Source organism: Pseudomonas duriflava, assembly GCF_007830155.1.
Classification (GTDB): domain Bacteria; phylum Pseudomonadota; class Gammaproteobacteria; order Pseudomonadales; family Pseudomonadaceae; genus Chryseomonas; species Chryseomonas duriflava.
On record NZ_VLKY01000001.1, the window covers coordinates 173758 to 197842 of the forward strand.

20 protein-coding genes and 1 other RNA gene are annotated in these 24085 nt (G+C 53.4%); 20 read left to right on the forward strand and 1 reads right to left on the reverse strand.

Annotated elements, in window-relative coordinates:
* The 18 genes from rsmI to lpxC all read left to right on the forward strand — a co-directional run bounded on the left by rsmI (position 1) and on the right by lpxC (position 19272).
* A complete protein-coding gene (gene rsmI, locus IQ22_RS00835) occupies positions 1 to 849 on the forward strand; it encodes a 16S rRNA (cytidine(1402)-2'-O)-methyltransferase (protein WP_145136605.1) in 849 nt (282 codons plus the stop codon).
* 40 nt (positions 850 to 889) lie between these two features.
* An RNA gene (gene rnpB / locus IQ22_RS00840) (RNase P RNA component class A) lies at positions 890 to 1245 on the forward strand.
* A 299-nt stretch (positions 1246 to 1544) separates the two neighbouring features.
* Entirely contained in the window at positions 1545 to 2000 is a 456-nt protein-coding gene (mraZ, locus tag IQ22_RS00845) for a division/cell wall cluster transcriptional repressor MraZ (RefSeq protein ID WP_145136608.1), read from the forward strand.
* Positions 1997 to 2941, forward strand: coding sequence for a 16S rRNA (cytosine(1402)-N(4))-methyltransferase RsmH (gene rsmH / locus IQ22_RS00850; protein ID WP_145136611.1), 945 nt, complete (start codon positions 1997 to 1999; stop codon positions 2939 to 2941). Before mraZ ends, rsmH begins: the two co-directional genes overlap by 4 nt.
* Complete coding sequence (gene ftsL / locus IQ22_RS00855; RefSeq protein ID WP_145136613.1) at positions 2938 to 3231, forward strand: cell division protein FtsL; 294 nt, start codon at positions 2938 to 2940, stop codon at positions 3229 to 3231. Before rsmH ends, ftsL begins: the two co-directional genes overlap by 4 nt.
* The gene (locus tag IQ22_RS00860) at positions 3231 to 4979 is read left to right on the forward strand and encodes a peptidoglycan D,D-transpeptidase FtsI family protein (protein WP_145137550.1); all 1749 of its coding nucleotides are present in this window, start codon (positions 3231 to 3233) and stop codon (positions 4977 to 4979) included. The genes ftsL and IQ22_RS00860 overlap by 1 nt, the downstream gene beginning before the upstream one ends.
* Positions 4979 to 6445 carry a UDP-N-acetylmuramoyl-L-alanyl-D-glutamate--2,6-diaminopimelate ligase gene (locus IQ22_RS00865; protein WP_145136616.1) on the forward strand — a complete coding sequence of 489 codons (1467 nt, stop codon included), beginning with the start codon at positions 4979 to 4981 and terminating at the stop codon, positions 6443 to 6445. The genes IQ22_RS00860 and IQ22_RS00865 overlap by 1 nt, the downstream gene beginning before the upstream one ends.
* A complete protein-coding gene (locus tag IQ22_RS00870) occupies positions 6438 to 7805 on the forward strand; it encodes a UDP-N-acetylmuramoyl-tripeptide--D-alanyl-D-alanine ligase (protein WP_145136619.1) in 1368 nt (455 codons plus the stop codon). The genes IQ22_RS00865 and IQ22_RS00870 overlap by 8 nt, the downstream gene beginning before the upstream one ends.
* Positions 7805 to 8887 (forward strand): phospho-N-acetylmuramoyl-pentapeptide-transferase, encoded by a 1083-nt coding sequence (gene mraY / locus IQ22_RS00875; protein WP_145136622.1) that lies wholly within the window; start codon positions 7805 to 7807, stop codon positions 8885 to 8887. Before IQ22_RS00870 ends, mraY begins: the two co-directional genes overlap by 1 nt.
* A 7-nt stretch (positions 8888 to 8894) precedes the next feature.
* Positions 8895 to 10241, forward strand: coding sequence for a UDP-N-acetylmuramoyl-L-alanine--D-glutamate ligase (gene murD / locus IQ22_RS00880; RefSeq protein WP_145136625.1), 1347 nt, complete (start codon positions 8895 to 8897; stop codon positions 10239 to 10241).
* Positions 10241 to 11440: a putative lipid II flippase FtsW gene (gene ftsW / locus IQ22_RS00885; RefSeq protein ID WP_145136628.1), complete on the forward strand. Its 1200-nt coding sequence runs from the start codon at positions 10241 to 10243 to the stop codon at positions 11438 to 11440. The genes murD and ftsW overlap by 1 nt, the downstream gene beginning before the upstream one ends.
* Positions 11430 to 12500: an undecaprenyldiphospho-muramoylpentapeptide beta-N-acetylglucosaminyltransferase gene (murG, locus tag IQ22_RS00890; protein ID WP_145136631.1), complete on the forward strand. Its 1071-nt coding sequence runs from the start codon at positions 11430 to 11432 to the stop codon at positions 12498 to 12500. Before ftsW ends, murG begins: the two co-directional genes overlap by 11 nt.
* Positions 12493 to 13947, forward strand: a complete 1455-nt coding sequence (gene murC / locus IQ22_RS00895; RefSeq protein ID WP_145136634.1) for a UDP-N-acetylmuramate--L-alanine ligase — start codon at positions 12493 to 12495, stop codon at positions 13945 to 13947. Before murG ends, murC begins: the two co-directional genes overlap by 8 nt.
* Positions 13944 to 14891 carry a D-alanine--D-alanine ligase gene (locus IQ22_RS00900; RefSeq protein WP_145136637.1) on the forward strand — a complete coding sequence of 316 codons (948 nt, stop codon included), beginning with the start codon at positions 13944 to 13946 and terminating at the stop codon, positions 14889 to 14891. The genes murC and IQ22_RS00900 overlap by 4 nt, the downstream gene beginning before the upstream one ends.
* 3 nt (positions 14892 to 14894) lie before the next feature.
* On the forward strand, positions 14895 to 15755 hold the full coding sequence (locus IQ22_RS00905; protein WP_145136640.1) for a cell division protein FtsQ/DivIB: 861 nt from the start codon (positions 14895 to 14897) through the stop codon (positions 15753 to 15755).
* A 24-nt stretch (positions 15756 to 15779) separates the two neighbouring features.
* The gene (gene ftsA / locus IQ22_RS00910; protein WP_145136644.1) at positions 15780 to 17027 is read left to right on the forward strand and encodes a cell division protein FtsA; all 1248 of its coding nucleotides are present in this window, start codon (positions 15780 to 15782) and stop codon (positions 17025 to 17027) included.
* Between the two features lie 52 nt (positions 17028 to 17079).
* Positions 17080 to 18252, forward strand: a complete 1173-nt coding sequence (ftsZ, locus tag IQ22_RS00915; protein ID WP_145136647.1) for a cell division protein FtsZ — start codon at positions 17080 to 17082, stop codon at positions 18250 to 18252.
* 108 nt (positions 18253 to 18360) lie between these two features.
* Positions 18361 to 19272, forward strand: a complete 912-nt coding sequence (gene lpxC / locus IQ22_RS00920) for a UDP-3-O-acyl-N-acetylglucosamine deacetylase (protein ID WP_145136650.1) — start codon at positions 18361 to 18363, stop codon at positions 19270 to 19272.
* 50 nt (positions 19273 to 19322) lie between these two features.
* Here lpxC and IQ22_RS00925 read toward each other — a convergent pair whose 3' ends face one another.
* Complete coding sequence (locus IQ22_RS00925) at positions 19323 to 19778, reverse strand: DciA family protein (RefSeq protein WP_145136652.1); 456 nt, start codon at positions 19776 to 19778, stop codon at positions 19323 to 19325.
* A 206-nt stretch (positions 19779 to 19984) separates the two neighbouring features.
* Here IQ22_RS00925 and secA point away from each other — a divergent pair, with 206 nt between their 5' ends.
* Both secA and argJ read left to right on the forward strand, forming a co-directional pair.
* Entirely contained in the window at positions 19985 to 22726 is a 2742-nt protein-coding gene (gene secA / locus IQ22_RS00930; RefSeq protein ID WP_145137553.1) for a preprotein translocase subunit SecA, read from the forward strand.
* A gap of 89 nt (positions 22727 to 22815) precedes the next feature.
* Complete coding sequence (argJ, locus tag IQ22_RS00935) at positions 22816 to 24033, forward strand: bifunctional glutamate N-acetyltransferase/amino-acid acetyltransferase ArgJ (protein ID WP_145136655.1); 1218 nt, start codon at positions 22816 to 22818, stop codon at positions 24031 to 24033.
* Positions 24034 to 24085 lie beyond the last annotated feature (52 nt).

A 24085-nucleotide genomic window follows, 5' to 3' on the forward strand; every position in this document is an offset into this window, starting at 1 on the left:
ATGTCCACTCCTGGCACGCTTTACATCGTCGCGACGCCCATCGGCAACCTGGAAGATATCAGTGCCCGAGCGTTACGTATCTTAAAGGAAGCGGCTCTGATCGCAGCAGAGGATACGCGGCATTCGTCACGATTATTACAGCATTTTGGAATCAATACGCCTTTGGCTGCCTGCCATGATCATAACGAACGAGAGCAGGGCGGTCGTTTTATCAACCAATTACTGGCTGGTGAGAGTGTGGCGTTGATTTCTGATGCTGGAACGCCCTTGGTCTCTGACCCGGGCTTTCATCTGGTACGTCAGGCCCGTGCTGCGAATATTCCTGTTGTACCTATTCCTGGAGCATGTGCTGCGATCGCAGCATTGTCAGCGGCTGGGCTGCCTTCGGATCGTTTCATCTTCGAAGGTTTCCTGCCTGCCAAGACTACGGCCCGGCGGACGCGTCTGGAAGCACTCAAGGAAGAGGAGCGTACGTTGATCTTTTATGAGGCGCCGCATCGTTTGTTGGAAAGCCTGCAGGACTTATCTGCAGTGTTGGGGGGCGCACGCCTGGCAGTCCTGGCCAGAGAGCTGACGAAAACCTTTGAGACGATTAAAGATGCACCGCTGGCTGAATTGTGTTGCTGGGTTGAGGCGGATGCGAATCAGCAGCGAGGTGAGTGCGTCTTGTTGGTAGCGGGATGGGAGCCATTGCAAAAGGATGAGCTTAGTGCAGAAGCTATACGGGTTCTGGAGCTTTTGTTAGCCGAGTTGCCGCTCAAGCGTGCTGCGGCTCTGGCGGCAGATATTACTGGAGCACGTAAGAATGCGCTGTATCAGCATGCACTTGAGAAACAAAACAAAACTTGAGGTTGTTATACGTAAGGCATCTCGTTACCCTTGCGCCTGGAGAGTCGATTGGGCAGTCGCTGTTCCTGCTGTTTACAGTAGGAAGGGAGGAAAGTCCGGGCTCCGCAGGGCAAGGTGCCAGGTAATGCCTGGGAGGCGTGAGCCTACGGAAAGTGCCACAGAAAATAACCGCCTAAGCGCGTAAGCGCCGGTAAGGGTGAAAAGGTGCGGTAAGAGCGCACCGCACGACTGGCAACAGTTCGTGGCTAGGTAAACCCCACCTGGAGCAAGACCAAATAGGAATCCATAGGCGTGGCCCGCGCTGGATTCGGGTAGGTCGCTTGAGGCAGTCAGTGATGGCTGTCCTAGAGGAATGACTGTCCTCGACAGAACCCGGCTTACAGATCGACTCTCCTCCTTTTTCCCCTTCTCCTGTCCATCCTATCCCTCCCATTAGCTTGAGCTTTTGATTCAAGTATTACTTTAAGTAGCGTGGCTAATTGATTGAGTTTATTTCCGTTTGTCGGAAAATTATGAGCCATGCCGTTTCGTTAAATGTATGGAAAAACCTGTAACTCATTCGGCTGTAAGCATTTTTGGCTGGAGGGCTCGCCTTGACGGTGGGGGGAGCGCGTCAATATAGTGTGCCCCTGTGGTACGAAGTGGTTAAAAGTGGGATTTAATGGTAGGGGAAGCCAGCCAAAGGAATCGCCGATTTGTTCCGCGGAGCGAGTGCCATAAGTCTTGACGTTAAAGGGCGCCTCTCGATGCCGAGTCGGTATCGGGATGAGCTTCTTGAGCGTTGTGCAGGGCACCTTATCGTGACGATCGATGCCATTGATCCATGCCTTTGCGTTTACCCCCTTCCTGAATGGGAAATCATCGAAAGCAAACTTCGTGAACTTCCTTCCTTAAGAGAAGAGTCGCGACGTTTGCAGCGTTTGCTCATTGGTAATGCGGTAGACCTGGAGCTTGACGGTAGCGGCCGCTTTTTAATCCCGCCCCGGCTCAGGGAGTATGCCCATTTGGATAGGCGCGCTGTACTAGTAGGACAGCTGAACAAGTTTCAGTTGTGGAATGAGGATGCCTGGAATGGCCTGTGTGAAAACGACCTCAAGGCAATCAAGGAACCCGGCGGTCTGCCGGATGAACTGCGCGATTTAATCCTGTGAATACGACTACTGCATTTACCCATGTTACCGTCCTGCTCGATGAAGCCGTCGAGGCTTTGGCTGTACGTCCCGAAGGGCTTTATATAGATGGTACTTTTGGTCGAGGAGGCCATAGCCGCGCGATCCTGAAACGACTTACCGGCGGGGGACTGCTTGGCTTCGACAAGGATCCACAAGCGATCCTGTCGGGACAAGCACTGGCGGCCGAAGACGGCCGCTTTGTCATTGTGCAAAGCAGCTTTGCTGATATGGGGCTGGCCTTGGCCGAGCGTGGCTGGGCAGGGCGCGTGGACGGTATTCTTCTGGATTTAGGCGTTTCCTCTCCGCAACTGGATGATCCTGAGCGCGGCTTCAGTTTCATGCATGACGGCCCATTGGACATGCGGATGGATCCTACGCAGGGACTCAGCGCAGCCGATTGGCTGATTTCGGCCAGCGAGGATGATATTGCCCGAGTATTTCGTGACTATGGCGAAGAGCGTTTCGCCAAGCGTATGGCTCGTGCCGTTGTGCAGCGTCGCCAGGAGCAACCATTCACGCGTACTGCAGATTTGGCTTTGGTACTGAAAGAAGCCAATCCAGCCTGGGAGAAAGGCAAGCATCCTGCGACGCGAGCTTTCCAGGGGTTGCGCATCTTTATCAATAATGAGTTAGGCGACCTTGAAAGAGGACTCGAGGCGGCTTTCGATGCGCTCGCCGTTGGAGGGCGACTGGTCGTAATCAGCTTCCATTCGCTGGAAGATCGTATTGTTAAGTTGTTTATGCGCCGACTTGCCAAGGGGGAGGCGGATAATCTGCCGCGTAATCTTCCTGTCCGTACCCAAGCGTTTGAGCCTCGTGCACGTTTGGTGGGTAAGCCGATCTACGCATCGGATGCCGAGCTTTCTGTAAATCCACGATCCCGCAGTGCAGTCATGCGTATTGCGGAGAAGCTGCGATGAGTACTCTTTTTGCCAAAAAACTGCCTACAGGCAGTTTCGTCATGTTGGTACTTTTTCTAGCTGTCCTGCTGTCAGCCGTTGCTGTTGCTTACAGTGCCCACTGGAATCGGCAGCTGCTCAATACCCTATATGCAGAAATGAGCGTGCGTGACAAGGCGCAGGCTGAATGGGGCCGTTTGTTGCTGGAGCAAAGTACTTGGACGGCACATAGCCGGATCGAGACGCTGGCTAGCGAGCAATTGAAGATGCGTATCCCAGAGCCAGAAGAGATCAAAATGGTGTCGCCATGATGAAGCTCAATGGGCTGCATCATCCCTGGCGGTTTCGCTTGGTAGTTGGTTTGCTTGCAGTAATGGCCGGTGCTATAGGCTGGCGTATCATTGATCTGCATGTTATCGACCGAGAGTTTCTTAAAGGGCAAGGCGATGCCCGTAGTGTGCGAACCATACCCATCGCGGCCCATCGGGGTTTAATTACCGATCGCAATGGTGAGCCACTGGCGGTAAGCACGCCTGTGACAACCCTCTGGATCAACCCAAAGGAGTTATCCGGCGCGCGTGATAAATGGGCGCTCCTGGCCGATCTGGTAGGACAGTCCAGAGAAGATCTGGCCAAACGCCTCGAGCAAAATGCGAATCGCGAGTTTCTATACCTGGCGCGTGGCATGATGCCGGAGCAGGGCGAAGCGGTCATGGAGCAGGTAAAGCTTCAGAAGATTCCCGGTGTTTATGACATCGAAGAGTTCCGCCGCTTCTATCCGGCAGGCGAAGTAGCTGCTCAGGTTGTAGGTTTTACCGATATCGATGATCGCGGTCGTGAAGGGGTTGAGCTTGCCTTCAACGATTGGCTGGCTGGGGTGCCTGGAAAGCGGCAGGTTCTCAAGGATCGGAGAGGGCGAGTTATCAAAGACGTTCAGGTCGCCAAGAATGCCAAGCCCGGAAACTCCGTCGCCCTTTCGATTGATCTGCGTCTGCAATATCTAGCCAATCGTGAGTTGCGTAATGCCCTGACGCAGTTTGGCGCCGCATCCGGCAGCCTGACCATGGTCGACGTCAAAACCGGCGAGATTCTCGCCATGGTTAACCAGCCGACGTACAACCCCAATAATCGTCGTAACTTGAATCCAGCGAACATGCGTAACCGCGCCATGATCGATGTATTCGAGCCTGGTTCCACTATGAAACCACTATCGATGAGTGCGGCGCTGGAAAGTGGTCGTTGGAAGCCTTCCGACAAAGTAAACGTGTATCCGGGCTATCTGCAAATTGGACGTTATACGATCAAAGACGTCGCACGAAGCCAGGAGCCTCTTGATCTGACAGGCATTCTGATCAAGTCCAGTAACGTCGGCATGAGCAAGATTGCCTTCGATATTGGCGGCGAAGCCATTTACAACACGATGCGGCAGTTTGGGTTGGGTCAGGACACTGGTCTGGGTTTTCCGGGTGAGCGGGTAGGTAATTTGCCTAACTACCGTAAGTGGAATCCTGCTGAGACGGCAACATTGTCCTATGGCTATGGCCTGTCCATTACGGCCATTCAATTGGCGCATGCTTATTCCACCCTGGCAAACAATGGAAGTTTCATCCCGCTGTCGCTAACGCGGGTAGATCGAGCGCCGCAAGGTGATCAGGTCGTGCCAGAGCATGTTGCCAAAACCTTACAGGGCATGCTTCAGCAGGTCGTCGAGGCGCCAAGCGGTGCATTCCGTGCTCAGGTACCTGGCTATCACGTGGCAGGAAAGAGTGGAACGGCACGTAAAGCTTCGGTGGGTACCAAAGGCTATACCCAAAATGCCTACCGATCCTTGTTCGCCGGTTTCGGGCCGACAACCAACCCGCGCATCGCTATGGTTGTCGTGATCGACGAGCCGAGTAAAGGTGGATATTACGGTGGCGTCGTTTCTGCGCCGGTTTTTAGTCGTGTTATGAGCGGAGCCTTGCGTTTGATGAATGTACCGCCAGATAACTTGGCTCCGCTATCTGAGCAAGGCCAAGCAAATGCCAACGAACGACCCGGCAAAGGAGAGCGTGGTTAATGTCCATACCTCTCAATCAGCTATTGCCTCAAACCGATAGCCCCGTGTTGATCGAAGGATTGACGCTGGACAGCCGAAGCGTACAGAAGGGTTACTTGTTTTTCGCTATTCCTGGCGGACGGCAGGATGGTCGCGTGCATATTGCTGATGCCCTGGCACAGGGAGCTGCGGCTGTAGCCTATGAGATTGAAAACGCGCCAGACCTGCCCGCTAGTGGCTCGGTTCCGCTTATTCCTGTGAGAGGTTTGGCTGGCCAGTTATCCGCTATTGCTGGGCGTTTTCATGGTAATCCCAGCCATAAGCTCCGTTTGGTAGGCGTTACTGGAACCAACGGAAAGACCAGTGTTACGCAGTTGATCGCGCAGGCTTGTGATCGATTGGGACAGCGTTGCGGCATTGTTGGAACTCTGGGGACAGGCTTTTATTCGGCTCTCCAAAGTGGGAGCCATACCACGCCGGATGCCTTATCTGTACAGGCGACCTTGAGTCACCTTGAGCGGCTCGGTGCGCAATCCGTAGCGATGGAAGTTTCTTCACACGGCCTGGATCAAGGGCGTGTAGCCGCAGTGAATTTTGAGGTTGCCGTCTTCACTAACCTGTCCCGAGATCACCTCGATTATCACGGTACGATGGAAGCTTATGCGCAGGCCAAGTCTGCCCTTTTCAAGTGGCCTGGGCTCAAGACTCGCGTTATCAACATTGATGATGAGTTAGGGGCGCGTCTGGCCTCCGAGCCTCAACCATCAACCTTGATTACCTATAGTCTCGATAACCCTGCGGCTACGCTGTACTGCCGGCAGGCAGTATTCAGTGATGAGGGTATTCGAGCTGGGCTGGCTACCCCCGCAGGCGACAAGGTCATGAATAGTCCACTGATCGGACGATTCAACCTGAGCAATCTACTGGCTACGGTAGCTGCCTTATTGGGTATGGGGTATCCGTTAGACGATATTCTTCATGTGGTTCCTCATCTGCAGGGGCCAGCTGGGCGTATGCAGCGTTTAGGTGGCGGGAAGGTGCCACTGGTTATTGTCGATTATGCCCACACGCCTGATGCGCTCGAAAAAGTACTTCTTGCCTTGCGGCCTCATACACAAGGTCAACTGATCTGCCTATTCGGCTGCGGTGGTGACCGCGATAGCGGTAAACGTCCCTTGATGGCCCGCATCGCTGAACGCTTGGCAGATATTGTCGTAGTAACTGACGACAATCCACGCACCGAGCCGAGCGAACGGATCATTGCTGATATCCGGGCCGGCTTTGTCATGCCAGAAAAAGCCATATTTATTTCTGCTCGTGATGCCGCTATCGCCTATGCCATCAATATGGCTACACCCCAGGATGTAGTACTGCTCGCTGGGAAGGGGCATGAGGACTATCAGGAAGTCTCAGGTGTAAGAATGCCTTTTTCTGATCTGAAGCACGCCCGTCAGGGGCTGGCCATAAAGGAAGCCGATCATGCTTAAGCCTATGTTTCTTCAGGACTTAGTGGCTCCACTTTCGGCTCGTCTGAAAGGCCATAACGTTTCATTTTCAGCCGTTTCGACTGATAGCCGTACGATTATGCCGGGGCAGCTGTTTATTGCACTGTCTGGCCCTCGCTTCGATGGACATGCCTATTTAAGTGAGGTCGCAGCTAAAGGCGCGGTCGCTGCCTTGGTGGAGCGGGAGCACCCTGCTATCGAGTTACCGCAACTGATTGTTAGCGATACACGCCAGGCGCTCGGGCAAATTGCCGCCCTGAACCGAGCCGGATTCCCGTATCCGGTAGCTGCAGTTACTGGTTCAAGCGGTAAGACAACAGTAAAGGAGATGCTGGCTTCTATCTTGCGCACCTGTGGGCCTACTCTGGCTACACAAGGTAATTTGAACAATGATTTAGGCGCCCCGTTAACCTTACTGCAATTAGGGGAAGACCATCGTTACGCCGTTATCGAGCTGGGCGCTTCTCGGATAGGAGAAATTGCTTATACGGTTGGGCTGACCCAGCCGCACGTTGCCATCATTACCAATGCCGGACGTGCTCATGTAGGGGAGTTCGGAGGCGTAGAGAAGATCATTGAAGCCAAGGGTGAAATTCTCGAAGGGTTGGTTTCAGGGGGGGTCGCTGTACTCAACCGGGACGATAAAGCTTTCGAGCAATGGCAGGCTCGCGCCAGCGGTCATGAAGTATGCAGTTTCGGTTTAAACGAAATGGCTACCTTTCGAGCCGTTGAGCTTGCACGTGATGCCCGTGGCTGTTCAAGTTTTTCTATGATCTGCCCGGCAGGTCAGGCACGTATCCAACTCAATCTACTGGGCGAGCACAACGTACTAAATGCTCTAGCAGCAGCTGCTGCCGCTCATGCCGTAGGGATATCAATTGAATCCATTGTTATAGGGCTCGAGGCGTTGCAGCCAGTCAAAGGGCGCACTGTCGTCAAACGGGGCGCTCAGGGTGCCCGCGTTATTGATGACAGTTACAACGCTAATCCGGGTTCCATGAAGGCAGCAGTCGATGTGCTAAGTGGTTTTACGGGCCGGACCGTTCTTGTCGCAGGCGACATGGGGGAGTTGGGAGAGTGGGCCACCGAGGCGCATGCCGAACTGGGCAGCTATGCCCATAACAAAGTTTCAGCCTTGTACGGTGTTGGGCCATTGATGGCACATGCGGTCGAGGCTTTTGGTGTTAACGCCCGGCACTTCGCTGACCAATCCGACCTGATCAATGCTCTGCTATCTGAAAGCGGCCCGGATTGCACTTTTTTAATCAAAGGTTCGCGTAGTGCAGCGATGGATAAAGTCGTTCTGGCGCTGTGCAATAAAGATGTTGAGGAGAAACACTGATGTTGCTGCTGCTGGCGGAGTTCCTGCAACAGTTCTACAAGGGCTTCGCGGTCTTTCAATACCTGACCCTTCGCGGCATTTTTGGCGTTTTGACAGCTCTTGTGCTGGCACTTACGCTCGGTCCGTGGATGATCCGTACCCTACAGATTCGGCAGATCGGCCAAGCGGTCCGTCATGATGGGCCACAGTCGCATTTGTCCAAATCTGGAACGCCCACCATGGGAGGGGCCCTGATCCTTACCTCGATTGGTATCAGTACCCTTCTCTGGGCCGATCTGACAAATCGCTACGTGTGGACGGTTTTAGCGGTCACCTTCTTTTTTGGCGCCATCGGTTGGGTAGATGATTACCGCAAAGTAATCGAAAAAAACTCTCGAGGGTTGCCGAGCCGGTGGAAGTACTTCTGGCAATCAGTGTTCGGTCTAGGTGCAGCCTTTTTCCTATATATGACGGCAGAGTCGCCTATCGAAACGACCTTTATCGTGCCGCTGTTGAAAAACGTTGAAATTCCGCTGGGCATTTTCTTCGTCGTGCTGACCTATTTCGTTATCGTAGGCTCGAGTAATGCCGTCAATTTGACCGATGGCTTGGATGGGCTGGCCATTATGCCTACCGTCATGGTCGGGGGAGCGCTGGGCATCTTTTGCTACCTTTCGGGTAACGTGAAATTTGCCGATTACCTGCTCATTCCTTATGTCGAGGGTTCAGGCGAGCTGATTGTATTTTGTGGCGCCCTGATTGGGGCTGGCCTGGGCTTTCTATGGTTTAACACCTATCCCGCCATGGTTTTCATGGGCGACGTTGGCGCCCTGGCGCTAGGGGCCGCACTAGGCACTATCGCTGTCATTGTTCGCCAGGAGATTGTGCTCTTTATCATGGGAGGCGTTTTCGTAATGGAAACGCTGTCAGTCATGATTCAAGTCGCTTCCTTCAAGCTCACCGGACGTCGCGTTTTTCGTATGGCCCCTATTCATCATCATTTCGAGCTCAAGGGCTGGCCTGAGCCGCGCGTAATCGTAAGATTCTGGATCATTACCGTAATTCTGGTGTTGATTGGCCTGGCCACGTTAAAACTGAGGTAAAAGCATTATGAGTCTGATCGCTTCTGACCAGTTTCGTATCGTGGTCGGCCTCGGTAAAAGCGGCATGTCACTGGTGCGCTATTTAGCACAGCAGGCCACACCGTTTGCGGTCGCCGATACGCGTGAAAATCCGCCGGAACTGGAAACCCTCCGGACTCATTATCCTCAAGTGGATGTTCGCTGTGGCGAGCTGGACGTTGAATTTCTTGCACGTGCAAGCGAGCTGTATGTAAGCCCTGGTCTGTCTTTGCAGACACCTGCTCTCATGGCGGCTGCCGACCGAGGGGTTCGGCTCTCGGGGGATATCGACGTTTTCTCACGAGCGGCCAAGGCTCCTATCATTGCTATTACAGGCTCTAATGCTAAAAGCACGGTCACAACTCTAGTAGGAGAAATGGCGCGAGAGGCCGGCAAGCGGGTCGCGATTGGCGGTAACTTGGGTACACCTGCCTTGGACCTGCTGGCTGAGGACGTCGAGCTGTATGTTGTCGAGTTGTCCAGTTTCCAACTGGAAACCTGTGAGCGCCTGGAGGCCGAAGTCGCCACGGTACTCAATGTCAGTGAAGACCACATGGATCGCTATAGCGGCATGGTGGCTTATCACTTGGCGAAACATCGTATCTTTCGAGGAGCTCGTCAGGTTGTAGTCAACCGTGATGATCCCTTGTCCCGCCCCCTGATCTCGGACCAAGTGACCTGCTGGACCTTTGGTTATGGGCAGCCAGACTTTAAGGGTTTTGGTATTCGTGAAAGTGGCGGCGAAAAATATTTAGCTTTCGAGTTCGATCCCTTATTACCTGTTAAAGCACTCAAAATTCGTGGTGCACACAATCAGGCCAATGCGCTGGCAGCGTTAGCGTTGGGTCATGCTGCCGGTTTACCGTTCGAACCAATGCTAACTGCGTTGCGTACGTTTGCAGGTTTGCCCCATCGCTGCCAATGGGTCGGCGAGCACAAAGGTGTTAGTTACTACGATGACTCCAAGGCTACAAATGTAGGGGCAGCTCTTGCTGCCATTGAGGGGCTCGGTAGTGATATTGCCGGAAAGCTAGTGCTGCTCGCAGGAGGTGATGGTAAAGGAGCTGATTTCGAACCCCTACGTACGCCAGTCAGTACTTACTGTCGTGCCGTGATTCTTTTGGGACGCGATGCTGCGCGTGTTGCCGCTGCGCTGGATACAAGCGTTCCGCATGTATATGTGGATACCTTGGAGCAGGCAGTTTTGGCTGCGGCAGAACTGGCTCAGTCCGGTGATGCTGTTTTGCTATCGCCTGCCTGCGCCAGTCTTGATATGTTCCGCAATTTTGAAGAACGTGGCAGGTTATTTGCTCAAGCAGTAGAGGCGCTTCACTAATGTTTTCACTGCTGCGTCCTTATCCGTCGCCACTGGCCAGTCGGAATGGTATCGACCTCGACTTTCCTTTACTGGCTGGCTGCCTGGCCTTGTTGGGGCTAGGGCTGGTCATGATTACTTCCGCCTCCTCGGAAGTAGCGGCTGCCCAAGCGGGAAATCCACTGTACTACATGATCCGCCATTTGATTTATTTGGTAATCGGCATTGTTAGCTGCGGTGTTGTGCTCATGATTCCTATGGCTACCTGGCAGCGTTTCGGGGGTATGCTGCTGATTGCTGCCTTCGTTGTGCTGATCATGGTGTTAATTCCGGGAATTGGTCGCGAAGTCAACGGCTCACTGCGCTGGATCGGGTTTGGTCTTTTTAACGTACAACCATCAGAACTGGCCAAGGTATTCGTGGTGATCTATCTCGCCGGCTACCTGGTTCGCCGTCAGGATGAGGTGCGCCATAGTTGGATGGGGTTCTTTAAGCCTTTTATTGTGTTGTTGCCCTTAGCAGGCCTGCTACTTCGGGAGCCAGATTTCGGAGCCACGGTTGTAATGATGGGGGCGGCGGCGGCCATGTTGTTCCTGGGAGGGGTTGGCCTGTTTCGCTTCGTGCTTATGGTCGTAGTGGCTGTTGGTGCTGTATTCGTTCTGGTTCAAACCCAGGAATATCGGATGCAGCGACTGATTACGTTCACGGATCCCTGGGCGGATCAATTTGGATCCGGTTATCAGCTTACGCAGGCCTTGATCGCGTTTGGTCGTGGCGGCTGGTTTGGTTTGGGCTTGGGAAACAGCATTCAAAAGCAATTTTACCTGCCCGAAGCGCATACCGACTTCGTATTTGCCGTATTGGCCGAAGAGTTGGGCTTAGTCGGTGCGCTGGCAACTGTAGGCCTGTTTTTATTCGTTTGCATTCGTGGGTTGTATATCGGTTATTGGGCTGAGCAGGCCAAGCAGTATTTCTCGGCGTATGTGGCTTACGGTTTATCCATGCTGTGGATTGGTCAGTTCTTGATCAACATTGGCGTGAACGTTGGTTTACTGCCTACCAAGGGGCTGACGTTGCCATTTCTTAGTTATGGGGGAAGTTCGCTGATCATTTGCTGCGTCAGCATGGCGTTACTGCTGCGGATTGAATGGGAGCGACGTACCTTACTTGTCGATGAGGAAGTCGAGTTTACCGAGGAGGACTTTGCCGATGTCCGGTAACGTTCTCATTATGGCGGGCGGTACGGGCGGTCATGTTTTCCCAGCCCTTGCCTGCGCCCGCGAATTTCAGGCGAGAGGATTCACGGTCCACTGGTTAGGAACACCAAGAGGTATCGAGAACGATATCGTACCTCAAGCCGGTTTGCCTCTTCACCGCATTACTGTAACTGGATTACGTGGCAAAGGACTTAAATCGCTGCTTAGTGCCCCCTTGCAATTAACCGGCGCCTTGCTGCAAGCCTTACGCATCATGCGTACGCTCAAGCCCGTATGTGTTTTAGGTATGGGAGGGTTCGTAACAGGGCCGGGTGGGCTGGCGGCACGTTTGTCAGGGGTTCCGCTGATCATCCACGAGCAGAATGCTGTTGCTGGAACTGCCAATCGCCTCTTGGCTCCCCTGGCTCGGCGTGTATGTGAAGGGTTTCCCGGTACGTTCTCTGCTTCTGTAAAACGGCTGAGCACAGGCAACCCTGTGCGTACGGAGCTGTTCCTGAACGACTCACGTATGGCTTTAGCTGGCCGGCCAGCACACCTATTGGTTTTAGGTGGAAGCCTAGGTGCAGAACCATTGAACAAATTATTGCCAGAAGCCCTGGCGCAAGTACCGGTCCATCTACGCCCCATCATTCGCCACCAGGCTGGACGCCAGCATGCCGATGTAACAGCTGAGCGCTATGGAGCCGCCGGTATACAGGCCGAAGTTTTGCCTTTTATTTCTAATATGGCGCAAGCGTATGCCTGGGCAGATCTGGTGATCTGCCGCGCTGGAGCATTGACTGTAAGCGAATTAACTGCAGCAGGACTGCCAGCTTTTCTAGTTCCGCTCCCGCATGCCATTGATGATCACCAGACACGCAATGCTGAATTCTTGGTGAATGAAGGCGCCGCTGCCTTGTTCCCGCAAAAGACGACGAGTGCAGCGGAGCTCGCTGCACAGCTAACAGAGGTTTTGATGCAACCCGAACGACTGATTGCCATGGCTGCTCGTAGCCGTGCCTTGGCCAAGCCTGATGCAACCCAAGCCGTAGTCAACGCTTGCTTGGAGGTAACCCATGGTTAAATCCCAGAGCGCTATTCAGGCTGAAGTCCGGCGCATGCGTAGCATTCGGCGTGTTCATTTCGTCGGTATTGGCGGCGTGGGCATGTGTGGTATTGCCGAAGTACTACTTAATCTCGGCTATGAAGTGTCGGGGTCGGATTTAAAAGTATCGGCTGTTACCGAGCGGCTAGAACAGTTTGGTGCTCGTATTTATATTGGTCATAGCGCTGCGAATCTGGAGCGTGCTGACGTATTGGTCGTATCCAGCGCTATCAATAAATCGAACCCCGAAGTGGCTGCTGCGTTGGATCGCCGAATTCCAGTAGTTCCACGTGCCGAAATGCTGGCTGAGTTGATGCGTTATCGGCATGGTATTGCAGTGGCCGGCACGCATGGTAAGACTACTACCACTAGTCTTATCGCTTCGGTACTGGCAGCGGAAGGTCTCGATCCCACGTTTGTTATTGGCGGACGTCTCAACGCCGCAGGTACCAATGCCCAATTGGGTACCAGTCGCTACTTAGTAGCCGAGGCGGATGAAAGCGACGCGAGCTTTTTACATCTGCAGCCTATGGTCGCCGTTGTCACGAATATAGATGCTGACCATATGAGCACCTATGGCGGCGACTTTAACAAGCTGAAAAAGACGTTTATCGACTTTCTACATAACCTGCCTTTCTACGGGTTGGCTGTGCTCTGTGTCGATGATCCGGTTGTACGCGAGATCATTCCTCAAGTAGCACGTCCTACTGTCACTTATGGTACCCATGAAGACGCCGATGTTCGAGCAATCGATATCCGTCAGGACGGGATGCGGACTTATTTTACCGTGTTGCGCCAGGGGCATGAGCCGATGGCTGTATCGGTCAATATGCCGGGTGTTCATAACGTGTTGAACGCCTTGGCTACCATAGCCATCGCGACGGATGAGGGAATCAGTGACGACGCTATCATGGCCGGACTTTCCGGCTTTCAAGGTGTCGGCCGGAGATTCCAGGTCTATGGAGAGTTACCTGTCGAGAACGGTAGTGTCATGCTGGTCGACGACTACGGGCACCATCCGCGAGAGGTGGCGGCTGTTATTAAGGCTGTAAGAGGTGGCTGGCCTGAGCGCCGTCTAGTCATGGTTTATCAGCCTCACCGTTATAGCCGTACCCGTGATCTTTATGACGACTTTGTACAAGTACTGGCCGATGCCAACGTACTACTTCTGATGGAAGTCTACCCAGCCGGAGAAGAGCCGATTCCTGGGGCGGATAGTCGTCGTCTTTGCCATAGTATCCGGCAGCGTGGTCAGCTGGACCCTATCTATGTCGAGCGTGGTATCGAGTTGGCCCCCATAATCAGGCCTCTGCTGAAGGCGGGAGATATCCTCTTGTGTCAGGGGGCCGGTGACATAGGCTCGCTCGCTCCCCAATTAATTAACAGCCCACTGTTCACAGTCGAAGCCGCAGGGAGGCCATTATGAGCATCCTGAGTTCTTTATCGATATCGCCTGCTGATTTTGGGCGGGTCGCTGTACTGTTCGGTGGTCGTAGTGCCGAACGAGAGGTTTCCCTGAAGTCTGGTCAGATGGTGCTATCTGCTCTTCAGGCGGCCGGTGTTAATGTGTTCGGTATCGATGTGGGAGACGATTTCTTACAACGCCTCGCATCCGAGTCCTTCGATCGGGCCTTTATCGTTCTACATGGCCGGGGCGGTGAGGATGGCAGTATGCAGGGCTTGCTTGAATGTTTAGGTATCCCTTACACGGGCAGTGGCATATTGGCTTCAGCGCTGGCAATGGACAAGCTACGTACCAAGCAAATTTGGCTTAGCCAGGGATTACCTACACCTCAATATGCCGTTTTGTGCAGTGAGTCTGATTGTCGAGCCGCGGCCGAGGAACTCGGCTTTCCTCTGATCGTCAAACCGGCTCATGAAGGTTCCAGTATTGGTATGGCCAAGGTGAGCAGTATTGATGAGCTGATCTCGGCTTGGCAGTCTGCCTCGGCATATGACGCGCACGTTTTGGTAGAGCAATGGATAAGTGGCCCTGAGTTCACTATTGCCATGCTCGGCGATCAAGTCATGCCGCCGATTCGACTGGGTACTTCGCACATCTTTTATGACTATGAAGCCAAGTATCTTGCTTCAGATACACGCTATCAGATTCCCTGCGGCCTAGATGAAGACCGCGAAACCGAGCTTAAAGCATTGACCCGACGTGCTTGTGAAGTCATAGGCACGCACGGCTGGGCTCGAGTTGACGTCATGCAGGATGAGCAAGGCCGTTTTTGGTTACTTGAAGTCAATACCGTGCCGGGTATGACTGATCACAGTCTAGTGCCTATGGCTGCCCAGGCGGCAGGGCTAGACTACCAGCAGTTGGTGCTGAAGATTCTAGCTGGCACTCTGGAGTCGAGAGGCTAACTCATGGTCATGACACTTCGACATTCGCAGCCCGGTGTAGGGCGCATGCCGCTACGCAGCAAGGAGCCGCCACGAGGTGCTAGCCGTCTGGTTGAGAAGGAGCCGCTGACCACACGGCTGCCCAAACCCAGTTTTACCCTGTTCAAACGGCTTGCTTGGCCTCTCCTGTTGCTTGGTCTGGGTTACGGAACCTATGAATTGTCTCAGCGCTTGTTGCCTTATGCGGATCGACCAATTACCAAGGTGAATGTCGAAGGTGATCTCAGTTATATCAATCGGGAGGCAGTTCAGCAGCGTATTGCGCCTTATTCGGCCGGAACGTTTTTCTCGATCGACCTGACCGGCATGCGACAGGCTTTAGAACAGATGCCTTGGATTGCTCACGCCGAAGTGCGCCGAGTATGGCCTGATGAAGTTGCTATTCGTCTGGAAGAGCAGTTGCCAGTGGCACGTTGGGGTGATGAGGCTCTTCTGAACAACCAGGGTGAGGCGTTTGCGCCTAAAGATCTGGCCCATTATGACAACCTGCCGCGTTTGCACGGTCCGCAGCGTGCACAGCAGCAGGTCATGCAACAATATCAATTATTCAGCCAGATGCTGAGACCGCTGGGCTTTACCGTGGCGCGTCTGGAAATGCGTGACCGTGGCAGCTGGTACCTGACTACTGCCCAAGGGGTTGAACTAATTTTCGGTCGTGACGACCTTGTGAGCAAAATGCGACGCTTCGTCAAGATGTATGACGAAGTGCTTAAAGATCAAATTGCCAATATCGTCCGCATCGACTTGCGCTATCCAAACGGACTGGCTGTGGCGTGGCGTGAGCCGATCGCCCCAACGACTGTAGCGGCAGCCAGTGCCGAATAAAGAATTGAGGAGAATTCAAAAAACATGGCAAACGTGCAGAGCGGCAAAATGATCGTCGGGTTGGACATTGGCACTTCTAAGGTGGTGGCCTTGGTGGGTGAGGTGTCTTCTGACGGCCAGCTCGAAATCGTAGGCATCGGCACTCATCCCTCGCGAGGGCTGAAAAAGGGCGTGGTTGTTAACATCGAGTCCACAGTTCAATCCATTCAACGGGCGGTTGAAGAGGCTCAACTGATGGCGGGTTGCCGCATTCACTCCGCCTTTGTTGGTATTGCTGGAAATCACATCCGCAGCCTGAACTCCCATGGAATCGTTGCTATCCGGGATCGTGAGGTTAGTCCAGCCGACATCGAGCGAGTACTGGACGCAGCACAGGCCGTGGCAATTCCAGCTGATCAACGGGTCTTGCATACCTTGGCACAAGACTATGTGATCGATAACCAGGAAGGTGTTCGAGAGCCGTTGGGTATGTCGGGCGTTCGTTTGGAGGCCAAGGTCCATGTGGTGACCTGTGCCGTGAACGCTGCGCAAAACATTGAGAAATGTGTTCGTCGTTGCGGATTGGAAGTCGATGACATCATTTTGGAGCAGCTAGCTTCGGCCTACTCTATTCTGACAGATGATGAAAAGGAACTAGGTGTTTGTCTTGTCGATATCGGAGGAGGAACTACTGATATCGCCATATTTACAGAAGGAGCTATACGGCATACGGCGGTTATTCCAATTGCAGGAGATCAGGTTACGAACGATATCGCGATGGCTTTGAGAACGCCTACGCAATATGCTGAAGAAATTAAGATTCGGTATGCTTGCGCTTTGGCAAAGTTAGCGAATGCCGGGGAAACCATTAAGGTACCTAGTGTAGGGGAGAGACCACCACGCGAACTTTCGCGACAGGCATTGGCTGAGGTGGTAGAGCCGCGTTACGATGAACTCTTTACGCTTGTTCAGGCAGAGTTGCGCCGCAGCGGATATGAGGATCTGATCCCGGCTGGGATTGTCTTGACTGGTGGAACTGCCAAGATGGAAGGTGCAGTCGAACTCGCCGAAGAGATTTTCCATATGCCGGTACGTCTGGGCGTACCGCAAACGGTCAAAGGGCTGACCGATGTTGTACGTAACCCGATTTACTCGACAGGTGTAGGCCTGTTGCTCTACGGATTACAGAGACAATCCGACAGCGTGCCGGTCATCACCGGCGGATATAACAGTGATGAACCCAAGAATTCAGTCCTGGAACGCATAAAGCGTTGGGTCCAGGGCAATTTGTAATCAAATTAATCGCGGCAGCAGTAGGCGAAAACCGAGAGGAAGAGAGGGGATTATGTTTGAGCTCGTAGATAATATTCCACAGAGCGCAGTCATCAAGGTCATCGGCGTAGGCGGTGGCGGTGGTAACGCGGTGAACCACATGGTGAAAAGCGGCGTTGAGGGCGTCGAGTTTATTTGCGCCAACACGGATGCTCAAGCGCTCAAGAATGTGAGCTCTCGTACTGTTCTGCAGCTAGGCCCAGGTGTGACTAAAGGCTTGGGTGCTGGTACTAATCCGGAAATTGGTCGCCAGGCGGCGATGGAGGATCGTGAGCGTATCGCCGAAGTGCTCGAAGGCGCTGACATGGTCTTTATTACGACTGGCATGGGGGGTGGTACCGGTACCGGCGCTGCACCGATTATTGCGGAAGTAGCCAAGGAAATGGGTATCCTCACCGTTGCCGTGGTTACGCGTCCGTTCCCTTTCGAAGGCCGCAAGCGTATGCAAGTGGCAGATGAAGGTATTCGCTCTCTTTCCGAATGCGTCGACTCGCTGATTACCATCCCTAACGAAAAGCTGCTGACTATTTTAGGTAAGGATGCCAGCCTGCTAGCTGCATTCGCCAAGGCTGACGATGTATTGGCCGGAGCCGTTCGAGGTATCTCCGATATCATGCAGCGTCCTGGTCTGATGAACGTCGACTTCGCTGACGTCAAGACTGTTATGGGCGAGATGGGAATGGCTATGATGGGAACCGGCCATGCCAGTGGTCCGAACCGCGCACGTGAGGCTACCGAGGCTGCAATCCGCAATCCGTTGCTGGAAGACGTTAATCTGCACGGAGCGAGAGGAATTCTCGTCAATATCACAGCCGGTCTTGACCTATCTCTAGGCGAATACGCCGCTGTAGGTGAAATCATTGAAGATTTCGCTTCTGAGCATGCCACAGTGAAAGTAGGCGCGGTTATCGATCCTGAAATGCGTGACGAATTGCACGTGACTGTAGTTGCTACAGGATTGGGCGCTCGTATCGAGAAGCCAGTGAAGGTCGTGGATAACTCGGCTCAACAGGCTAACCTCACGCCGCGGCAAGAGCATTCTGCCGTAAACTACCGTGACCTGGACCGTCCGACCGTTATGCGTAGCCAGAACCACAGTAATTCTGCGACGGCTGCCAAGATGAATCCGAACGATGATCTGGATTATCTTGATATTCCAGCATTCCTGCGTCGTCAGGCCGATTGATCGGATTTATCGAAACAATGGATGTGATTAGTGGGAAGTAATGGGTCGTTCTGCTATGATCGGCCCACTATTGACAACTATTCGCACCAGCGACGAACGGCAACTGTCATGATTAGACAACGCACACTGAAGAACACCATTCGCGCCACTGGCGTTGGCTTGCATTCTGGGGAGAAAGTATATCTCACCTTGAAGCCGGCACCTGTGGATACGGGGATCGTGTTTCGCCGTATCGATCTCGATCCTGTCGTGGAAATCCGCGCCTGGGCCGAGAGCGTAGGGGAAACCACGATGTCGACTAATTTGCTGCAGGATGGCGTTAAAGTCGGCACGGTGGAGCATCTGTTATCAGCCCTGGCAGGTCTGGGTATCGACAATGCCTATGTGGAGTTGTCTGCTGCTGAAGTGCCGATAATGGATGGAAGTGCAGGCCCGTTTGTCTTTCTGATCCAGTCGGCTGGTATCGAAGAGCAGGACGCAGCGAAGAAATTTATTCGCATTAAACGTGAAGTCACGGTGGTAGATGGTGACAAGCGTGCCACGTTTGTGCCTTTCGAAGGTTTCAAGGTTAGCTTTGAAATTGACTTCGATCACCCTGTTGTAAGCGGTCGTACACAAAAAGCTTCTGTCGATTTTTCGAGCACAGCTTTCCTTAAGGAAGTCAGCAGGGCACGTACCTTCGGCTTCATGCGTGATCTAGAGTTTTTGCGCTCCCATAACCTGGCTTTGGGTGGAAGTGTAGATAATGCCATCGTGGTCGATGAGAACGGTGTTTTGAATGAAGACGGCCTCCGCTATGAGGATGAATTCGTCAAGCATAAAATTCTTGATGCCATTGGTGACCTTTATCTGTTGGGCAAGAGCTTGATTGGTGAGTACCGTGGCTATAAGTCAGGGCACGCTATGAATAACCGGTTACTGCGTGCGCTGATCGCTCAGCCAGATGCATGGGATGTGGTCACGTTTGAAAATTCGAGCGAGGCTCCTATTTCCTATATGCGACCTGCCGCTGCAGTGTAATTGTCACTTGCAGAAAAAAGCCACCAGTACGGTGGCTTTTTTATTGGCTTTTAGGGTTTTCTGTTTGCCCGGCTAGCCAGGCGTTCCAGAGCGGCGCGTAAGGCCGGATTGCTGATCCCTTCTGCTGTGGCCAATAGGCTTTCTGCTGCGACATTTGATAGCTCACGCTTAGGGCCTTGAGCGCGAGGAGTCATGTTGTTGGGTCTTACTTTAAATAGGATTCTCTGCAACGAAGCGAGCTCACTAGCCTGTTGCAGTTGTCTGAGTAGACGACGCTGCTGATAGCGCAAACGGGTAGCCCAATGACCGTCCGTGATAATGAGCAGTAGATATCCGTCACGCCAGGCTGCGACCTTGCAGTGCTCCCGAGCGGCTGGCTGCAGTTGGGCATCGACCAGTCGCTGTAAGTGCTCCAGGCGCTCAGCTTGGTAGAATAGTGATTTCAAAGGTTTCGCCTGGCGAAGCAGCGCGGCAGGCGCGACGGCGGATAAAGGACGAAAAGCCATATGAAAGCACACTCCTGATGAGGCGTTGCATGGTAGCAGATGAGCTGGTCAAGATAGAGTTCAGTTGTGGTGAAAAGCTCTTTCAGTGATGTCAACCTTTTCTCATCGGCGTTTCCGAGTAGAATGCCCTATTGTCTTTTGACGGCGCGGGCGAAGGTACCGATCCGCCGCCCCCCCATTTCTCCGAGTGGAAGACCCAAGTCGATATGTTTGCGCCTTTGTTGAAAAAGTTCTTTGGAAGCAAGAATGACCGCGAAGTAAAGCGTATGGCCAAGGCCGTGCAGGCCGTCAATGTGCTTGAACAACAAATGATTGGGTTGTCCGATGAGCAACTGAGGGGGAAAACGCAAGAGTTCAAAGATCGTGTAGCCAAGGGCGAAACATTGGATAGCCTTTTGCCTGAAGCCTTTGCAGTAGCGCGAGAGGCTGGCAAGCGGGTCATGGGCATGCGTCACTTCGATGTTCAGCTGATTGGTGGGATGACACTGCACGAAGGCAAGATTGCCGAAATGCGTACTGGTGAGGGTAAGACCCTGGTGGGAACCCTGCCGGTCTACCTAAACGCCTTGTCAGGCAAGGGTGTGCATGTCGTAACGGTTAACGACTATCTGGCTCGTCGTGATGCTAACTGGATGCGTCCGCTGTATGAGTTCTTAGGGCTTACAGTAGGGATCGTCATGCCGTTTCAGCCGCCAGAGGAAAAGCGCGCTGCCTATGCGGCTGATATTACCTACGGCACAAACAATGAGTTCGGCTTCGATTACCTGCGCGATAACATGGCGTTCAGTCTCGAAGAGAAATATCAGCGTGAGCTAAATTTTGCAGTTGTCGACGAGGTAGACTCGATCCTTATTGACGAGGCACGTACACCGCTGATCATCTCAGGGCAGGCGGAAGACAGCTCACAGCTCTACATACAGATCAATACCCTCATTCCCCGTCTGCAACAGCAGATTGAAGCTGAAGAAGGGAAGGAAGGAAGTGAAGGGCATTACACTATTGATGAAAAAACTCGTCAGGTCGAACTGACTGAGTTGGGTCATCAGTTCGTTGAGGATTTACTGTCTCAAGCAGGCCTGCTGGCTGAGGGAGAAAGTCTTTATTCGGCCCACAACCTTGCTTTGCTAACCCACGTCTACGCTGCCTTGCGGGCCCATAAGTTATTCCATCGTGACGTCGAGTATATCGTCCAGAATAATCAGGTCTTGCTGATTGACGAGCATACGGGACGGACCATGCCGGGGCGCCGCCTGTCCGAGGGGCTGCACCAAGCCATCGAGGCGAAAGAAGGGCTGCCGATCCAGGCTGAAAGCCAGACCCTGGCCTCAACAACCTTCCAGAATTACTTCCGTCTGTATAAAAAGCTGGCCGGTATGACCGGTACCGCAGATACCGAAGCCTTCGAGTTTCGTCAGATCTACGGTTTGGATGTCATTGTCATTCCTACGCACCGTCCTTTGGCGCGTAAGGATTTCAACGACCTGGTGTATCTGACCCAGGAAGAGAAGTACGCTGCCATCATTGCCGATATAAAGCAGTGCAAGGAGCAAGGGCGTCCTGTTCTGGTAGGTACGGCTTCTATCGAAAGCTCCGAGTATCTCTCGCACCTCTTGCAGAAGGAGGGGATCGAGCACAAGGTCTTGAACGCCAAGTACCACGACAAGGAAGCCGAAATTATTGCTCAGGCTGGCCGGCCCGGTGCGGTCACCATTGCTACCAATATGGCGGGCCGAGGAACCGATATTCTGCTCGGTGGTAACTGGGAAGCGGAAGTGGCTGCCCTCGATTCACCTACGGAAGAGCAGATTGCCCAGATCAAGGCCGAGTGGCAGAAGCGGCATCAGCAGGTCATCGAGTCAGGCGGATTGCATGTGATTGCATCCGAACGGCATGAATCCCGCCGTATCGACAACCAGCTGCGTGGCCGTGCAGGTCGTCAAGGTGATCCGGGTTCCAGCCGCTTCTACTTATCTCTTGAAGATAATCTGATGCGTATCTTTGCCTCTGATCGCGTGAAAAACTTCATGAAAGCCCTAGGTATGGAAGCGGGCGAAGCGATTGAACATCGTATGGTGACCAATGCCATCGAAAAGGCGCAGCGCAAGGTAGAGGGCCGTAACTTCGATATTCGTAAGCAATTGCTTGAATATGATGATGTTGCCAACGAGCAGCGTAAGGTGATCTATCACATGCGCAATACGCTTCTGGCATCACAGGATATTGGCGAGACCATTGACGAGTTCCGTCGGGATGCCCTCAAGCAGTCTGTAGATGCTCATATTCCGCCGCAATCGCTGCCTGAGCAGTGGGATGTGCCTGGGCTGGAGGATGCCATCTACAATGATTTCGGGCTTAGACTGCCGATCCAGCAGTGGCTGGATGAAGACGACAAGCTTTACGAAGATACCTTACGCGAGAAGATTCATGCAGCGTTGGTCGCGGCCTACCATGAAAAGGAAGACATGGCTGGTGCCGAAGCGCTGAGAAGCTTCGAGAAGCAAATGTTACTGCGAGTCTTGGACGATTTGTGGAAAGACCATCTGACAACGATGGATCATTTGCGCCATGGTATTCATCTACGAGGATATGCACAGAAAAACCCGAAGCAGGAGTACAAGCGCGAGTCGTTCAACCTATTCCAAGAGCTGCTTGAAAACATCAAGCGCGACACTATTCGGGTGTTGTCCCACGTTCAGGTTCGCCGTGAGGATCCGGTTGAGGAAGAGGCGCGTATGCGTCGGGAGGCCGAGGAGATGGCCAAACGTATGCAGTATCAGCATGCCGAGGCGCCTGCCATTTCCCAGCCTGAGGTTCAGGAGCCGGAAGAGGGCGAGGCGACTATTGCCCCGCTTGAGCCAGTACGTAACGACCAGAAGATCGGCCGCAATGAGCCGTGTCCTTGTGGATCGGGTAAAAAATATAAGCATTGCCATGGCAAGCTTGACTGATATGGTCTGAGTACCAGGCGTCTTGATCATTTCGCCGCGACCGGCCCTGCCGCTCGCGGCGTTTCATTGATAGCGACAGGAGAATTTACATGGCTGTTGGTCTAGGCCCTTTATCTACGCTTCATCCCGTTCCAGGTTTCGAGCTGGGTATCGCATCGGCTGGTATCAAGCGACCAGGCCGCAAGGATGTCGTGATTATGCGCTGCGCTGAAGGATCAAGCGTGGCGGGAGTGTTCACGACCAACGCGTTCTGTGCCGCGCCTGTAATTGTGGCGCGTAAACGCTTTTCTGGCGAGGTTCGCTATTTGCTGACCAATACCGGTAATGCTAATGCCGGAACGGGTGAGCCGGGCCTGGCTGCTGCTTTGCGTACCTGTGCAACGCTGGCGCAATTGGCCAGTGTTGACGAGACATCTGTGTTGCCTTTTTCTACTGGCGTCATTGGCGAGCCACTTCCGGTTGAAAAGATCGAGGCTGCTTTGCCAGCCGCCTTGGCTGATTTGAGTGAGCATAACTGGGCCCAGGCTGCGGCCGGTATCATGACTACCGATACGCTACCCAAGGGGGCAAGTCGCCAGTTCCAGCACGATGGCGTGACGGTGACTGTAACGGGTATTAGCAAGGGAGCAGGCATGATTCGGCCGAATATGGCCACTATGTTGGGTTACGTAGCGACTGATGCCAAGGTGGCTCGCCCAGTGCTCCAAGATCTGTTACGCGATGCTGCCAATAAATCCTTCAACCGGATTACGATCGATGGGGATACCTCTACCAACGATTGCTGCATGCTAATTGCTACGGGTAAGGCCAACCTTCCAGAAATCACCGAAGCCGAAGGCACATTATTTACGGCATTGAAAACCGCGGTATTCGAAGTGTTCATGGAGCTGGCCCAGGCTATCGTTCGTGATGGTGAGGGCGCGACTAAATTTGTAACGGTGCAGGTCAATGGTGGCGCTACTCAACAAGAGTGCCTGGATGTAGCTTATGCAGTTGCGCACTCACCTTTGATCAAGACAGCGCTGTTCGCCTCCGACCCTAACTGGGGACGAATTCTGGCAGCCGTAGGACGTGCCGGTGTACCGGATCTGGACGTTAGTCTTATCGATGTATTCCTGGGCGAGGTTTGTATTGCCAGCCGGGGTGGGCGTTCCGCTACCTATACGGAGGCGCAAGGCGCAGAAGTGATGGCGCGAGAGGAAATCGGTATTCGTATCGAGTTGGGACGCGGTCAATGCAGCGAGACGATCTGGACGACGGATCTATCTCATGAGTATGTGAAGATCAATGCGGAATACCGTACCTGATCACGAGTTGCCCCTATTAAAGCGAGGAGACGCTGCAACACGCGTCGCTCCT